The sequence below is a fragment of the Actinoallomurus sp. NPDC052308 genome (assembly GCF_040679195.1).
In the GTDB taxonomy this organism is placed as follows: Bacteria; Actinomycetota; Actinomycetes; order Streptosporangiales; family Streptosporangiaceae; genus Actinoallomurus; species Actinoallomurus liliacearum.
Genome location: NZ_JBFAUM010000013.1, coordinates 127,208 through 142,068, shown reverse-complemented (window position 1 = coordinate 142,068; position 14,861 = coordinate 127,208). Strand labels below are relative to the sequence as shown.

The 14,861-nt window shown below is 70.1% G+C and carries 14 protein-coding genes; 9 read left to right on the top strand and 5 right to left on the bottom strand.

Annotated features, from left to right (window positions below; genetic code table 11):
* Window positions 1-66: 66 nt before the first annotated feature.
* Window positions 67-987: an NADP-dependent oxidoreductase gene (locus AB0L00_RS27440; RefSeq protein WP_364439882.1), complete on the bottom strand. Its 921-nt coding sequence runs from the start codon at window positions 985-987 to the stop codon at window positions 67-69.
* A gap of 158 nt (window positions 988-1,145) precedes the next feature.
* Here AB0L00_RS27440 and AB0L00_RS27435 point away from each other — a divergent pair, with 158 nt between their 5' ends.
* The 3 genes from AB0L00_RS27435 (at window position 1,146) to AB0L00_RS27425 (ending at window position 3,480) form a co-directional block, all read left to right on the top strand.
* A complete protein-coding gene (locus AB0L00_RS27435) occupies window positions 1,146-2,009 on the top strand; it encodes a helix-turn-helix transcriptional regulator (RefSeq protein ID WP_364439879.1) in 864 nt (287 codons plus the stop codon).
* A 43-nt stretch (window positions 2,010-2,052) separates the two neighbouring features.
* Window positions 2,053-2,631 carry a TetR/AcrR family transcriptional regulator gene (locus AB0L00_RS27430; protein WP_364439876.1) on the top strand — a complete coding sequence of 193 codons (579 nt, stop codon included), beginning with the start codon at window positions 2,053-2,055 and terminating at the stop codon, window positions 2,629-2,631.
* Window positions 2,632-2,700: 69 nt separating this feature from the next.
* Complete coding sequence (locus AB0L00_RS27425) at window positions 2,701-3,480, top strand: SDR family oxidoreductase (RefSeq protein ID WP_364439874.1); 780 nt, start codon at window positions 2,701-2,703, stop codon at window positions 3,478-3,480.
* Window positions 3,481-3,552: 72 nt separating this feature from the next.
* On the opposite strand, the gene AB0L00_RS27420 is transcribed toward AB0L00_RS27425, so the two are convergent.
* Window positions 3,553-4,194, bottom strand: coding sequence for a GNAT family N-acetyltransferase (locus tag AB0L00_RS27420; protein WP_364439872.1), 642 nt, complete (start codon window positions 4,192-4,194; stop codon window positions 3,553-3,555).
* Window positions 4,195-4,384: 190 nt separating this feature from the next.
* Here AB0L00_RS27420 and AB0L00_RS27415 point away from each other — a divergent pair, with 190 nt between their 5' ends.
* The gene (locus AB0L00_RS27415; protein ID WP_364439869.1) at window positions 4,385-5,617 is read left to right on the top strand and encodes a cytochrome P450; all 1,233 of its coding nucleotides are present in this window, start codon (window positions 4,385-4,387) and stop codon (window positions 5,615-5,617) included.
* A 38-nt stretch (window positions 5,618-5,655) separates the two neighbouring features.
* Here the strand turns inward: AB0L00_RS27415 and AB0L00_RS27410 are convergent, their stop codons facing one another.
* Window positions 5,656-6,624 (bottom strand): hypothetical protein, encoded by a 969-nt coding sequence (locus tag AB0L00_RS27410; protein ID WP_364439866.1) that lies wholly within the window; start codon window positions 6,622-6,624, stop codon window positions 5,656-5,658.
* Window positions 6,625-6,814: 190 nt separating this feature from the next.
* Between AB0L00_RS27410 and AB0L00_RS27405 the strand changes: the two genes are divergently transcribed.
* Together AB0L00_RS27405 and AB0L00_RS27400 are read left to right on the top strand one after the other, a co-directional pair.
* Window positions 6,815-7,717, top strand: a complete 903-nt coding sequence (locus AB0L00_RS27405) for a PfkB family carbohydrate kinase (protein ID WP_364439863.1) — start codon at window positions 6,815-6,817, stop codon at window positions 7,715-7,717.
* A 198-nt stretch (window positions 7,718-7,915) separates the two neighbouring features.
* Window positions 7,916-10,294, top strand: coding sequence for a hypothetical protein (locus AB0L00_RS27400; RefSeq protein ID WP_364439860.1), 2,379 nt, complete (start codon window positions 7,916-7,918; stop codon window positions 10,292-10,294).
* Window positions 10,295-10,439: 145 nt separating this feature from the next.
* Here AB0L00_RS27400 and AB0L00_RS27395 read toward each other — a convergent pair whose 3' ends face one another.
* Window positions 10,440-10,616, bottom strand: a complete 177-nt coding sequence (locus tag AB0L00_RS27395; RefSeq protein WP_345363432.1) for a hypothetical protein — start codon at window positions 10,614-10,616, stop codon at window positions 10,440-10,442.
* A 158-nt stretch (window positions 10,617-10,774) separates the two neighbouring features.
* Here AB0L00_RS27395 and AB0L00_RS27390 point away from each other — a divergent pair, with 158 nt between their 5' ends.
* Entirely contained in the window at window positions 10,775-12,718 is a 1,944-nt protein-coding gene (locus AB0L00_RS27390) for a hypothetical protein (RefSeq protein WP_364439856.1), read from the top strand.
* Window positions 12,719-12,730: 12 nt separating this feature from the next.
* A complete protein-coding gene (locus tag AB0L00_RS27385) occupies window positions 12,731-13,393 on the top strand; it encodes a class I SAM-dependent methyltransferase (RefSeq protein ID WP_364439853.1) in 663 nt (220 codons plus the stop codon).
* 36 nt (window positions 13,394-13,429) lie between these two features.
* Here the strand turns inward: AB0L00_RS27385 and AB0L00_RS27380 are convergent, their stop codons facing one another.
* Window positions 13,430-13,927 carry an NUDIX domain-containing protein gene (locus tag AB0L00_RS27380; protein WP_364439850.1) on the bottom strand — a complete coding sequence of 166 codons (498 nt, stop codon included), beginning with the start codon at window positions 13,925-13,927 and terminating at the stop codon, window positions 13,430-13,432.
* A gap of 141 nt (window positions 13,928-14,068) precedes the next feature.
* Between AB0L00_RS27380 and AB0L00_RS27375 the strand changes: the two genes are divergently transcribed.
* The gene (locus AB0L00_RS27375; protein ID WP_364439847.1) at window positions 14,069-14,848 is read left to right on the top strand and encodes a hypothetical protein; all 780 of its coding nucleotides are present in this window, start codon (window positions 14,069-14,071) and stop codon (window positions 14,846-14,848) included.
* Window positions 14,849-14,861: the final 13 nt, after the last annotated feature.

Here is a 14,861-nt window from a genome sequence, read left to right as displayed (position 1 = left end):
GTCGGTGCGTACAAGATAACGTCCGGGAAATCCGTAAAACGGCCACAGGCGAAGACGACGAGCGCGTCACGGCAGCAGGACGATCTTGCCTCGGGTGTGACGCTTCTCCAGCTCGCGGAAGGCGTCCCGGACCTGGTCGAGCGGGTAGGTGCGGGCGATCGGGATCTCCAGCTCGCCCTTGTCGACCAGCGCGGCCAGCTCGGCGACCACCTCGGCGGTGGCCGCCTCCGCGTTGGCGTCGGTCTTGACGCCGTACTTCGCGGCGGCGTCCCAGTCCTTGATGGTGTCGATCCGCTCCGGAGCGACGCCGAGCCCGATCGCCAGGTCGACGTAGCCGTCGCCGAACGCGTCGACGAACGCGTCGGCCTTTCCGCCGGGAGCGGCGGCCCGGATCCGGTCGGCGACGCCCTCGCCGTACGCGACGGGGATCGCCCCGTGGTCCGTCAGCCACTGGTGGTTGGCCTCGCTCGCCAGCCCGATCACCGTCGCGCCGGCACGCCGCGCGAGCTGGACCGCGATCGTCCCCACTCCCCCGGCGGCGGCGGAGACCACCACCGTGTCGCCCGGTCCCGGGGCGACGGCCCGCACCGCCGCGTACGCCGTCGTCCCCGCGACGTACAGCGACCCGCCCTGCTCCCACGAGACGTTCGCCGGCCGGGGCATCAGGTTCGCGACCTCGACGAGGACGAACTCGGCGTGGCTCGCCCGGTCGTCGGTGAACCCGATGACCTCGTCCCCGGCGGAGAAGCCGGTGACGTCCGCGCCGACCTCCTCCACGATCCCGGCCAGATCGCTGCCCTCGCCGGAGGGGAACGTCGCGGGCCACTTCTCGTGCAGCACCCCGGTGCGGATCGATACCTCACCCGGGTTGATCGACGCCGCCTTCACCCGTACGAGGACCTGACCGGCCCCGGGGACCGGCCGGTCCACCTCCACGACCCGCAGCACCTCGATGGCGCCGTACTCGTCGAATCGCACTGCCTTCATCGCGCACTCCCTGAGCTGGAAGCCGGCCGCCGTTTCGGCCGGACACCGATGAGACTGCCAACGTGCCGCGGCGGTGACGAGCGGAGCGCTTTCCCTAGGATCGACGATCCCTGGCTGGGCATTCGGACGCGGTACGGGTCTCGGCGATGATTGGGGACATGCAGATGGACCGCCGTGAGCTCGCCGACTTCCTGCGTCGTTCCAGGGAACGGCTGCGCCCCCAAGAGGTCGGCCTGCCGGCCGGGCCACGCCGCCGTACGCCCGGGTTGCGGCGCGAGGAGGTCTCCCAGCTCGCCGGGATGTCCGCGGACTACTACATGCGCCTCGAGCAGGCCCGCAGCCCGCAGCCGTCGCCGCAGATCCTCGCCTCACTGGCGCACGCGTTGCGCCTGACCGAGGACGAACGCGACCACCTGTACCTGCTCTCGGGGCACCGGCCGCCCGCGGGCCGGCCGGCGGGCGACCACGTCCGGCCCGCCCTGCTGTACCTGCTGGACCAGCTCAAGGAGACCCCGGCCCACATCACGAGCGACATCGGCGACCTGCTCGCCCGCAACACCATGGCCGAGGCGCTCCTCGGCTGTATCTGCTCGGTCCGCGAGCAGGACCGCAACTTCATCTGGCGCTGGTTCACCGACCCGACGCTCCAGCCGATCTACCCGGCCGAGGAGCGCGAACCGCAGAGCCGCGCCTACGTCGCCGACCTGCGGGCCTCGGTCGCCCGGCGGGGCAACGACGCCGCCTCGACCCGCCTGGTCGCCCGGCTGCGGGAGGCCAGTCCCGAGTTCGCCGCGCTGTGGGAACTGCACGAGGTCGCCGTGAGCCGGAAGAGCCGCCTGCGCGTCGACCACCCCGTCATCGGCCCGATCGAGCTGGAGTGCGAGACGCTGCTGAGCCCGGCCGAGGACCAGCGGCTCACCATCTTCACCCCGCCGCCGGGTACCTCGAACATCGACCATCTCAGCCTGCTGCGCGTCCTCGGCCACGACGACTTCGTCCCCGCCGGGCCGGAACGCCGCTGAGCGATACTTGAGTCAGAGTTCCAATTCACGCTAGGTTGAGGGAGTGGCACGCACCAAGGGATTCGACCCGGACGCCGCCGTGGACAAGGCGATGGAGGTTTTCTGGGCCAATGGCTACGCGCACACCACGCCCCGGCAGCTGGGCGAGGCGCTCGGCATCGGTCCCGGCAGCCTCTACAACGCCTTCACCAGCAAGCACGCGCTCTACGAGCGGGCGCTGCGCCGTTACTACGAGCGGGAGACCGTCCGGCTGATCGAGTTCCTGGACGGGCCCGGGTCGCCGCGGGAGCGGATCCGGACCGCCATCGACCTGATCGTCACCGCCGCCCTGGACGACCGGGAGCGGCGCGGATGCATGGCCGCCAACGCCGCGATCGAGTTCACCGACGAGGACGACGTCGTGCACCACCTCGTACGACGGATCTTCGACCGGCAGGAGGCGGCGTTCCGCAGCACGATCGAAGAGGGCCAGCGCGCCGGCGAGATCGACCCAGCGGCCGATGCCGCCGCGCTGGCGGCCCTCCTGCTCGCGACGATCAACGGCATCCGGGTGCTGGCCAAGGCGGACCCGAGCCCGGCCCGGCTGTCGGCGATGGCCGACACCGCGCTGCGCGCACTCTGAGAAACCCCCGACGCGGCATGCCGTAAGCATGCCCTGATTCTGTATCTGTAGCTCAAGAATGGAGCGATCGTGGATCTGCGACTGACCGGAAAGGTCGCCGTCGTCACCGGCGCCAGCAAGGGCATCGGGCTGGCCATCGTGCGGTCACTCGCCGGCGAGGGCGCGCGGGTGGTCGCCGCCGCCCGTACGGCCGGCCCGGAGCCGACCGGACCGGCCGGCACGGTGACCGCGGTGCCGGTCGACCTCACCACCCCGGACGGCGTCGCGGCCCTCGCCGAACACGCCGGCGACGCCGACATCCTGATCAACAACCTCGGCGGCGTCGCCGAGGAGAGCATGCGGGCCGGCGGGTTCCTCGGCACCCCCGACGACGCCTGGCAGCGGACGTACGAGCTGAACCTCTTCAGCACCGTGCGGGTCACCCGCGCGCTGCTGCCGGGCCTGCTGCGGCGGCGTGGAGTCATCGTCAACATCTCGTCGATCGGGGCGCGGGCGGCGTTCCAGCCGGTCGACTACGGCACCGCGAAGGCGGCGATGACGAACCTGAGCAAGGCGCTCGCCGAGGAGTTCGGTCCGCAGGGCCTGCGGGTCCTGACCGTCAGCCCCGGACCGACGAGGACGCAGAACTGGGGCGACCCGGACGGTTTCGCCGGACACCTCGCCCGCGCGGCCGGGGAGTCCCTCGACGAGTTCCTCGCCCGGGTGCCCGAGCGCATGGGAATCACCACCGGCAGGCTCACCGAGCCGGAGGAGACGGCCGCGCTCGTCACCTTCCTCGCCTCCCCCCTGGCCGGAAACCTCACCGGCGCCGACTACCTCGCCGACGGCGGCGTCATCAAGACCGTCTGAGCGAGAGGCCGCTCGGCGGTGATCCCTGGCGATCGCGGTGCCCTACGGGCGGCGCATACCAGGGATCACCGCTCAGAGGCCGAAGAGCGGCAGGCAGGCGGCGAGGCCCTCGATCGTGACGGGCACCGTTCGCCGGGCCTGCCAGCCGGCGCGGTCGAGCCGCAGCCGGCGCGACACGACGGGACGGCCGCGGACGACATGGCGATCGATCCCGTCCTCCCGATAACCGAGCTTGCGGGAGACCGCGAAGGACGCCTCGTTGTCGGCGAAGGCGGCGGACAGGGCGTACTCCGCGCCCAGTCCATCGAACGCCAGGTCGAGCACTGCCGCGCGCATCTCGGTGCCGATCCCCTGCCCCTGGTACCGCCGGCCCAGCCAGGATCCCGTCGAGACCTCGCGGCGGATCGCGAAGTCCTTCGCGGTCATCCCCTGGGTGCCGACGATCACGCCGTCGAGGTCGACCACGAGGTTCAGGGCCCAGGCCGACGGCCGCCAGGCCGCCCACTCCGACCAGTGGTACTGCAGGGTCCCGCGCGCGCGTTCGGCCGGCGGAGCGTCGGTCCACGGCACCGTGAACGGCTGGACGTCGGGGTCGTGCACGCCTTCGGCCGCCAGCTCGGCCAGGGCGTCCAGGTCCTCCAGGGTGGGGACCCGCAGCCGGAGCCGCGGAGTGCTCACCCGGAGACCGAACAGGGGCCAGTGGGATGAGGTCATGCCGGCGATTGTGCAGCCGGCCTTCGCCCGCCGCACCCGCTTTTCTTCGGCGTCGCCCTCGTTCGGACGGGCGTCGGTCCAGACATTCGGTCAAAACGCTGGTCAACTGGGGACAATATGGCCGACATGGCTGTTCCAGGGCTAAGCTCCCGCGCGTGATGACCACCACACCGACCGCAAGAGACCTGTCGTGACCGCGGCGCAGCCGGAGTTCGAAGGCGCGCGTCTCGAGGCGGTGCCGCTGTACGGGCGGCGCTTCACCGACGACACCGAGGAGCTCTTCCGGGAGATGCGGCGCGACCACGGACCGGTCGTGCCCGTCCTGCTCGAGAGCGGTGAGCCCGCGTGGCTGGTCATCGGTTACCGCGAGGTCCACCGGGTGCTCACCGACGGGCAGTCGTTCGCGCGCGACCCGTACCGCTGCCACGGCCCGGACTACGTGCCGCCGCAGAACTCGGGGTACCTGCCCGGCATCCTGATGTTCCTGGACGGGCCCGTTCACGCGAAGCGCGTCGGCGCGATCGCGACCGCGCTCGCCGAGGTGGACCAGTTCGAGCTGCGCGGCGACTGCGAGCGGTTCTCCGACCGGCTGATCGACACGTTCGCCGCCGCCGGCGAGGCCGATCTCATCGAGCAGTACGCCTACCACCTGCCGATGCTCGTCATGGGGAACATGCTCGGCCTGCCCGACTCACAGCTGATGGCCGTCGCGCAGGACATGAAGATGATGAACGACGGGCGGGAGGACGCCATCGACGCGTTCGGCCGGTTCGTCGTGACGATGACGGAGCTCATCGCGCGCAAGCGCGAGCGGCCCGGCCCGGACGTGACGTCCCGCGTGCTCGCCTACTCCACCGAGCTCACCGACGACGAACTGATCGGGGACCTCCTCGTCGTGATGTCCGGCGGCCAGGAGAACACCGCCCACTGGATCGGCAACACGCTGCGTCTCATGCTGACCGACGACCGGTTCTCGCTGACCCTCTCGGGCGGTCGCCGCAGCGTCGGCCAGGCGCTCAACGAGGTGCTGTGGGAGGACTCCCCGATGAAGACCTCCCCACCCCGCTGGGCGGTCCGGGACACCGACCTCGGCGGCCAGGCCATCCGAGCCGGCGACGTGGTCATCGTCGGGCCGGCCGGCGCCAACGCCGACCCGCTGGTACGGCCCGCCATCGACGGTCACTCGGGCGGCAACCAGGCCCACCTGGCGTTCGGCGCCGGCGAGCACGGATGCCCGGACCCGGCGCCCGAACTCGCCGAGGTCATGGCGCACACCGCCATCGAGGTGCTCCTCGACCGGCTCCCGGACGTGCGGCTCGCGGTCCCGGAGGACACGCTCGAGTGGCGGCCGGCCTTCCACATCCGCGGCCTGTCGGCGCTGCCGGTGCGCTTCGAACCGACGTACGTCGTCCAGCGGGGCTGACCGGAGGACCGGGCAGGTGGATCGGCGAGGACCGGCGGTCAGCTTCCGGTCGCGCTGATCGCGTGGACCCCGCTGGCCACGGCGGACGGCAGGCCGGAGGCCGGAACGTGGGTCGCGAACGTCCACAGCCACTCGCCGGTGAAGCGGTTGTAGTAGCGCTTCGGCCCCAGGCCGGAGAACTCCTGAGCGGGCTGGTACCACACGTTCGGCTTGGTCGCCGTGTAGCGCAGCCCCTGGACCACGGCGCTCAGAACCAGCGCGCCGCCGTCGGTGGTCTTCAGGGCGTAGACGGGCTGCGGCCGGGCCTTCCACTCGGTACGGCCCTGCCACTGGTTGTCGCTGGTGATCTTCAGTACGGACCTGGCCCAGTTCTTGCCGAGCGTGGAGGTGAGCGGGCCGGAGGCGAACTTCTCCGGGGATTTCTGGCGGGTCGCGGTGTAGGTCAGGTAGGTGGCGAGCCGGGTGCCGACGTCCAGGGCCGGTCCGGTCGTCACCGCCGTCGCCGAGCCGTCCGCGCCGCGGGCGATCGACGGCAGCTTCTGGCCCTTCGCCAGCCAGGAGCCGGCGGCGGCCTTGTACTTGCCCCCGCCGGTGTCGACCATGACGAGGAACTCCTTGTCCTTACCGCCACTCACCGGAGCAAAGACCGCGAACCAGGCCGGGCTCACGTCACGCGGGATGAAGAACTGGGGGCTCTGGTAGTGGAATGCCTTGATCTTCTTTTCCTGCTTGGCCCGGATGCGCTTGTTGCCGACCAGATCGACCTCGAGCATCGGCCCGGTCTCGTTCTCGCGCAGCAGCGCGTCGGAGACCTTGGCGTTCGCCTCGTTGTTGACCCGTTCGTAGTTGCTGAAGATCGTTCGCGCCTGCGCCTCGGTCAGCGCGGGGGCCGCGTGCGACTTGGCCGACGCGGACGGGTGCTGCGCGGCCGGCTTGGTCTTACCGCCGCACCCCGCAGCGGCCAGCACGCTGAGGGCGACAGACCCGAGGACGATCCCTTTTCGCACTTAAGGCTCCGTAAAAAGACGGTAAAACATGGCCGATCATACTGAATGCCGCAGGTCGCCCTCGAGGCGGGGCCTCGGCGCCGCGCCGGGCTCGGGCGGAGGCCGTCCGAGCCCGGCACCTGATCACGGCCGGCGCCGCTTCAAGATCACGTCATACTGGAACCCGGCAGGTGGCGAGGAGGCGGAGCGGATGGTTCCCGAGCAGGCGGAGTACGACGTCGTCGTAGTCGGCGGCAGCGGGGTGGACACGATCGTCCGCGTCGGCTCCCTGCCGGTCCCGCTCGCGGACTCGGTCGCCGTCCCGCCCATCGAGGAGTGGCCCGGCCACACCGGCGGGAACGTCGCCCTCGGCACCCGGGCGCTCGGCCTGTCGGTCGCGCTGCTCGACTACATCGGCGACGACTGGATCGGCGCACAGGTACGCGCGCGGCTCTCCGAGGGGGACGTGGAGTTCGCTCCGATGATCTCCCCCGCCGGCACCCGCCGCGCCGTGAACCTGGTGGACGCGACCGGCCGCCGGATGTCCTTCTACGACGGCCGTGACCCGGCGGACCTGCGGATGCCGAGGGACCACTACCTCCCCTGGCTGAGCCGGGCCCGCCACGTCCACCTGTCGATCATGAACTTCGCGCGTTTCCTCTACGACGACATCGCGGACCTCGGGGTCCCGGTCTCCACGGACCTGCACGACTGGGACGGGCTGGCCGACCACCACCGGGAGTTCGCGCTCCGCTCCGACCTCGTCTTCTTCAGCGCCGCGGGCGCGGGCGAGGGCTTCACCACGGTGATGCGGGAGATCCTCCGCGAGGGCCGCGCGGAGACCGTGGTGGCCACGGCCGGCGCGGACGGCGCGTACGTCCTCACCCGAGACGGCGGCCCCACCCCGCGGCACATCCCGGCGACCGTCCCGCCCGCGCCGGTGGTGGACTCCAACGGCGCGGGCGACGCGTTCGTCTGCGGCTTCCTGTACGGCAGGCTCGCCGGCCGGGACGTGGAAGAGTGCGCCCGCCTCGGCGCGGTCGCGGGCGCCTACGCCTGTACGGCCCCGGGCTCCACCGCGCTCATCTCCGCCGAGGCCCTGCGCACGGCGTAGCCCACCTTCGGGTTCCGGAAGCAGGGGCCGGGGCACGCGCGACAGGCCGATCGGGAGCCTCCTCTTTCCCCGAGGCTTCGTAACACCCGTCCCCCGAGTTACACGAAGGAAATTCCGCCGCAACCGGCAGCGCGAAGATCGCTGGAACCCTTCTCGCCGATGGGGCTTTTGCCCCGCATCGTACGAGAAAGGTACTTGATGAGACTTTCGGCGAGATCTATCGCCTTCGGGGTGGCGTTCGCCCTCGGCGTCACCCTCCTGCCGACCGCCGCGACCGCGACGCCCGGCGCCCCCTCACCCGACGGATCCTGGTCCGTGACCCCGGTACACGGCGGCTACCGGGTCACGCTGCACCTGGACCGGGAACTGGAGGCCAGGGACGCCCTCCCCGAGATCGCGGTGAACGGCAGGTCGGTGGGGTACGCCCAGCAGTCACCCGACGGCCGCACGCTGACCGTGACCACCACCGACCGGACGGCGGCCGAGGCGTCCTCGGTCCAGGTCGCCTGGAACGGCACGGTACCCGGCTCGACGACGGGTACGACGTCCGCGAAGGCGACGCCGAAGCCTCACGCCTCCCGTACGTCGCCGCCGGTGGACCCGGCCGCGCCGGGCCCGTACGGAATCGATCGCGCCGACTACGACTTCGGCGACACCGCGCTGAAACTGTCCGGCCTCGGGGACCGCGTCGTCGAAGAGCGCGCCGCGGTGTGGGTGCCGAAGAACGCGCCTGGACCGCGACCGGTCGTGATCTTCCTCCACGGGCGCCACTCCGCCTGCTACGACCCGGTGGCCAAGAAGACCGACAACACGCACTGGCCGTGCGCCGACGGGTACCAGCCCATCCCCAGCCACCGCGGTTACGACAAGTCCGCCGAGGTCCTGGCGAGCCGCGGTTACGTCGTCGTCTCCATCAGCGCGAACGGCATCAACGCCCAGGACAACCCGTACAGCGACGACGCCGGCACGCTGGCCCGCGGTCAGCTGGTGCTGGACCATCTCGACCTGCTCGCGCAGGCGAACGACGGCCGAGCGCCGGGCATGAGCCCGCTGCTGAAGGGGCGGCTCGACCTGAAGGACGTCGGGCTCATGGGCCACTCGCGCGGCGGCGAGGGCGTGGTCAAGGCCGCGCTGCTCAACGCGGCGCTGCCGCGCCCGTACGGCATCAAGGCGGTGCTGCCGCTCGCGCCCATCGACTTCGGCCGCGAGACGCTGCCGGACGTTCCGATGGCGGTGATCCTGCCGTACTGCGACGGTGACGTGTCCAACCTGCAGGGTCAGCACTTCTACGAGGACACGCGGTACGCCCACACCTCGGACGGAGTGCTGCGCTCCTCGCTGCTGGTCATGGGCGCCGACCACAACTTCTTCAACACCGAGTGGACGCCGGGCGTCGCCGTGGCCCCGGCCAGTGACGACTGGTCCAGCCAGAGCGACGCCACCTGCGGGACGAACTCGCCGACCTCCATCCGCCTCACCGCGGCCGAGCAGTACCAGGTGGGCATCGACTACGTCGCGGGCTTCTTCCGGCTGGTGATGGGACACGAGACGGGCCTGGCGCCGATGTTCGACGGCAGCACGGGCACGGAGATCTCCGTCGGCGCGGCCACCGTGTACCAGGAGAGCCAGGCCCCGACCGGGGACCGGCTCGACCTCGCGCCGCTGCGCGGACCGGCGTCGAACGTCGAGTTCTCCCCGGCGGAGGCCGGGCGGTTCTGCGCGAGCATGAGCGGCCGATCGCCGCAGAGCGGGCTGCCGTCCTGCACGATGTCCACCTCGACGGGCCGGTTCCCGTCCTTCACTCCGGCGAACTACGGCGGGAACGTGACGGCGACGCCGCTGCTGCACCTGAGCTGGACCGCCCCCACGTCGATGAGCGTGGACCTGCCCCGAAGCCGCTCCAACGTCAAGAAGTACGCCGCCCTCACCCTTCGGGCGGCGCTGGACGACGCCGGCGTGTCCGCGGACCTGAGGATCACGGTCGTGGACGGCGCCGGCCGCACGCAGTCGACGACGGTGTCCGGACTCGGCGACGCCCTCACCTCGTTCCCCGGATCGGGCACCCTGCTGCCCAAGACCTGGCTGCGTACGATCCGGTGGCCGGTGGCGGAGATGACCGGCGTCAAGGTGAACGACCTCCGGCAGGTCGTCATCTCCACCGCGACGCCCACGGGCGGGGTGTTCCTCTCCGACCTGGCCTTCCAGGACTCCGGGGTCGGCGAGGGCGGTCCGAGCGAGCTCCCGCAGGTGTCCATCGTCGGCACGACCGTGAACGAGGGCGACGGCCCGGGCACCGCGACCGTCACCCTACGGCTGTCGGAGACCAGCAAGGTCCCGGTGACCGCGAGCGTGCAGACGCTGGCCGGAACCGGCACGCAGGTCGCCACCGGCGCCCAGCAGGTCGTCATCGAGCCGGGGCGGCGCGAGGTGGCGGTGCGGATCCCGGTCAACGGCGACACCGTACCGGCGGCGACGACCGACACGGTCTACAAGGTGTTCGTGGTCGATCCGACCGACGCGGTGGTCGGCCAGAACTTCGCGCACCTCACCGTGCACGACGACGACCCGGCCACATAGCCTCGGATCCTGACCGGAAAGGACCGCCAGGTGTCACCGGGCCCGCAGGCCCGCCGGCCTGCGGGCCCGGCGGGGCGACGATCCGGTCCCACCAACCCGCCGCCGTCCACCCGACCCGAGGATCACGAACGGTTCTGAGGAGAGTTCACGCGCGGAACTCCGGGTCCTCCGCCCGGAGCGCCCGGTCCTCCCAGTACGCGGCGCGATCCTGGGCGCGGGTCATGAGGTGGCTTCTGACCGCTACGACGATGTTCGCCGTGACGAAGGCTCCCACGATGCCCCCTGTGGCAACGCTCGCGGCGATCGTGATGAGGGCGTTCACGGCGATCCGCCCATGAGGGCGCGGTGTTCGGTCATTGGAGCTCGGGTTCCCTTCCGGTCGAAGCGTCGGAAGGGAGGCGCCTCCCTTGGGCAAGCACACCACGTCCATCCGGGCGCCTCCTGGTTGCAACCTGGTGATGGCCCGGCGAAAATCGGGATGTGCCGGAGGAATCGGGGACGCCAGACTTCGCGCGGCTGGTCGCCGATCTCAAACTCCTCCGCGAGAAAGGGCTGACCAGACTCCGCCGGATCAACGTCCCGGCACTGGAAGAAGCGACACGGCGGTGCCGGCCGAACTCCTCGGCCTCGGCGCAACCCGCGATCGAAGAACTCCTCAGATCGGCGGTGTCGGGAATAGGCGGCGGATTCCTCGGCGAGGCCGCCGAGTACACCTTCGGATTGGTCTCCGGCACGCGGGCCTGGCCGGCGCAGCAACGACGGCGAAAGGCCGCCGAGATCTGCGGCGTGACGACGGACCACTTCAGGAAGTCCTACGAGATCACGATCCTCGAACAGGTGGCCGAGGAGATGATCGCCTCCATCGAGCGGTCGCCGACACCTTCCGGCGGGGAACCGAAGGCTCCGGCGGCCGGCGACACGCCTGACACCGGGCACATCGTGATGCGCACGGTCGTCGGCGACGCCGTCTTCGTCGAACGCCTGGCCGAGGCCACCAGCGCCACGATCGTGGATCCGACCCACGAGGACCTGGCCGATCATCTGGAACGCGCGCTGGCCCGCAAGAGACGGAGGTCCGGCCCGGCCGCCTTCTGGGAGGAGCTTCGGATCGTCTTCCTGAACGACGACCTCCTCGGCCTCGTACGGGACGATCTGACCGTCCAGTTCCCCGACGCCGCGGAGGCGGCCCGCGAACGACGGCAGCGTGCGGGCCTCGCCAGGCGCACCGTCACGTCATTACTGCTGCGCCTCGGCACTCCCGGCCGGTGGAGCGTCCACTCGTACGCGGGGCTCGTCCAGTTCCCGGGCGCGGTGCTCCGGACGGCCGACGGTCACAACCTCGTTCACCTGACCGGAGCGCGCTCACATCGAACCGGGCCGGAGATGCTGCGTTTCGAGTTCGAGGATCGACCGGACCACTACTTCGAGTCGGTCTTCCAGGAGGTGGTGGAGAACAGCAGGGAAGAGCACGAGGTGGTGCTCGTCGGCTCTCCGACCGAAGCGGGATTCGCCTGCTCGGGCGCGCGGTTCCGGCGCGGGGTGATGATCCCGCAGCAGAACATCCACGACTGGCTGCCGGCGGTCGTGATAATCACCTGGCGACGAAAGGCCGGCACCATAGAGCCGCTTCTGGAGATCAATACCCCGAAGAACTCCACCAGGGAGCTCGGGAAGGCGTCGCATCTCAGCGGGTACGTGAATCAACGCGACCACGTGACACAGGACTCGGCGAACAGCACGGCCCCGAATTTCCTGATCGGACCGGCGACCGCCAAGGCCGCGGTCCTCCGCGAGCTGCGGGACGAGCTCCGCGTGACCGAACTGCCGCGGGAGCCACGGCTCACGAGCACACCCGGGTTCTACTACCCGGACAAGGAGAACCTCTTCTTCTACGTCTTCGAGGTCGAGATCCCCGCCGAGACGCGCTTCGCCCCGAGCACGCACATGTACCCCTGGTCCGTGGAAGAGGTACTGCAGGTCCGCGAGCACCAGGTCGTCAACAACACGATCCTCGCGTTGACGGAGGACGGGCTCACGCGCGGGCAGCGCAGAATGGCCCTCACGATCGCGGGCCTGAACCTCACCGTCCACGGCCACGACGACCTGGCCCGGCGCGTGTCCGAGCAGAGCCGGCAGGACGAGCTCGACCGCCGGCTCGTCGAGGAGCTCACCGAACTCGCCGCCCGCTCGCGCTTCAGCCGCTACGCCGCCGGCCGGGAGCTCTCCATCGAGGGCCTGGCGGGCCTGCAGTACCGCAACTTCTTCACCGACGTCCTTCCGGTGTACGCGCAGGTCGGCGTGCCCTCCGCCGCGAAGATCCTGGCCTCCCTGCACGCCGACCCGGCAAGGAGCCGGGCGATCGGCAGGCTGGCGGCCTCGTACGGTGACGAGCAGTTGATCACAGCGCTACCCATCGAGGTGTGAGGAGAGATCCGGGTGGACGTCGCGCAGTTCTTCCAAGCCGCCTACGGCCGGAACGAGCGGTACTGGTGGACGGTCCCCCAGCGGTACTCGACGGATCCGGAGGATCATCACGCCTCGGTCATCACCCGATCCGTGCTGCGGTACGCGCGGAGCCGGCCGCCGGGAAGGGCTCTCGATCTCGGCAGCGGCGAGGGCGCGGACGCGATCAGGCTCGCCCTGCTCGGCTGGCAGGTCGACGCGGTGGAGATCAGCGGCGCCGGCGCCGAGAAGATCGAACGCTTCGCCCGCGACACGGGCGTCGAAGTGACCGTGCACCACACCGACGCACGGGCGTACACCGCGCCCGCGCGCTATGACCTCATCGTCTGCAACGGCCTGCTGCACTACCTCCCGGACAAGGAGGAGGTGATCCGGAGCATGCAGGCGATGACTCACCCGGGCGGGGCCAACGCGATCTCGTGCTGGAGCACGTTCACGCCCGTTCCGCGGAGCCACCGGATCGTACCGACGTATCCCGACGACGAGGACGGCGTCATAACGCGGCTCTATCGGGATTGGCGAAGGCCGCTGCACTACTTCGAACGCAATCGGCTCGAGGCCAGTCACGACGATATGGGCGAGCACGTACACAGTCATATAAAGATGCTCGCCATCGCGCCGCCCAATGACCGATGAGCCGAGAACCGGGCGATCCCGGCCGACCTCTCAGGCCTATCGCCGCTCCAGCATCACAAGAGCCCTCTCCAGGAAACTCGTGACCTTCATCCGGGGCATCTCGCGACGCAGGCGGTCGATCGTGAAGAAATCGATCTTCTCTATCTCGCGCCGTTCGATCTCGTACGGCCCATCGTGGTACGCGAGGAAGGTCGCGACCATCTCCCGGTCCTCCACCGAGAGGTATTTCCCCAGGTAGCGGAGGGGCGCCTGGATGCCCAGCTCCTCGCCGAGCTCCCGGCTCGCCGCCTCCTCGTAGGACTCCCCGCTGTTGACGTGACCGGCCGCCGCGCCCGACCAGTAGAGCGGATAGGCCTTCTTACCGGCGGAACGCTGTTGCAGCAGCAACTCGTCCTTGGAGTTGATGATGACGACGAAGGCAACCCGGCTAAGGAGACCTTTCTCCTCGATCTCGCAATTATCGGCTTGACCGATTATCTCGTCATCTTCATTGATCACATCGCGCAACACCATGCCCAGCCCATCGCCGCTCATCCCATGCCCTTAATGAGCGCCATCCTAGGTCGGAGGCGCACCACCTCGAAGCGATTCAACAGATATTCTGTCCCGTGCGCTCGGGCCGATGTGCCGAACCGGCTCACCGCTCAGGGTGTTCTTCGGCAGGCGGGAGAAGCGGTGGGGATCGACTGGATGCGGATGCGGCCGGTGAGCGACCTTTCCCCCGAGTGCTGGGCTGCGCTCGTCGAAGCCCAGGCGACGGCGTTCAGAGCACTCGGCAACAGACGCGCGGGAGAGTTCGACCACCTGCTCGGCGGGCCGCCCCCGGGCTCAGGGTCGAACCGCATCGCGCGGCATGTGCAGGTCGACAGCGGCCCGGACTGCTACCGCCGGGTGGGCTCCTTCGTCTACAGCCCCGTCCTCCCGGCGGAGTGGCGGCTCGCGGCCTTCCGCAGCTTCCTGCCCGGCGAACTCGCCGACCACCTGCGACGATGGCGCACTCACCTGGACGAGGTCCGTGGTGGAGCCCATCGCGGTTACCTGCGAGCCTGGTATCACTACGACGTCACCGCACAGTACGCGGAGGCCTGGTCGCTCCTACGGGAGCGGGCGGAGCAGGCCCGGGAACGGACGAACAGGTGGGCGCTCGCCCCTGAGCTGCAAGCCGTCCGGGAGGAGATCCTCGCGATCCCGGCACCGACCGTCCCATCGGCCCCCTACTGGGCCGCGGAGCACCCTCCCGTTCCGCCCGACCTCGGTGACGACGAACCTGTTCCGATCACGCTGGCGAAGGCGTGGAATTACCGGGTTCCACGGAAGCACCGCGTATGGCTCCCCGGTCCCTGGACCTTCGAGAAGTACGTGCGGGAGGCGGTGGAGGATCCCGACCTGCACGACACCCTCGACTGGATGAGCCGGGCCGTCGATGACGGCCATGGCCTGCTGCTCGATTACTAGTCCTGAGGGTTCC

Bases quoted from the DNA above. Each gene is read 5' to 3' on its own strand.
- AB0L00_RS27435 (WP_364439879.1), top strand. From the start codon at position 1,146: ATGCAGATGGACCGCCGTGAGCTCGCCGACTTCCTGCGTCGTTCCAGG.
- AB0L00_RS27405 (WP_364439863.1), top strand. From the start codon at position 6,815: ATGGTTCCCGAGCAGGCGGAGTACGACGTCGTCGTAGTCGGCGGCAGC.
- AB0L00_RS27400 (WP_364439860.1), top strand. From the start codon at position 7,916: ATGAGACTTTCGGCGAGATCTATCGCCTTCGGGGTGGCGTTCGCCCTC.
- AB0L00_RS27380 (WP_364439850.1), bottom strand. From the start codon at position 13,927: ATGAGCGGCGATGGGCTGGGCATGGTGTTGCGCGATGTGATCAATGAA.
- AB0L00_RS27420 (WP_364439872.1), bottom strand. From the start codon at position 4,194: ATGACCTCATCCCACTGGCCCCTGTTCGGTCTCCGGGTGAGCACTCCG.
- AB0L00_RS27440 (WP_364439882.1), bottom strand. From the start codon at position 987: ATGAAGGCAGTGCGATTCGACGAGTACGGCGCCATCGAGGTGCTGCGG.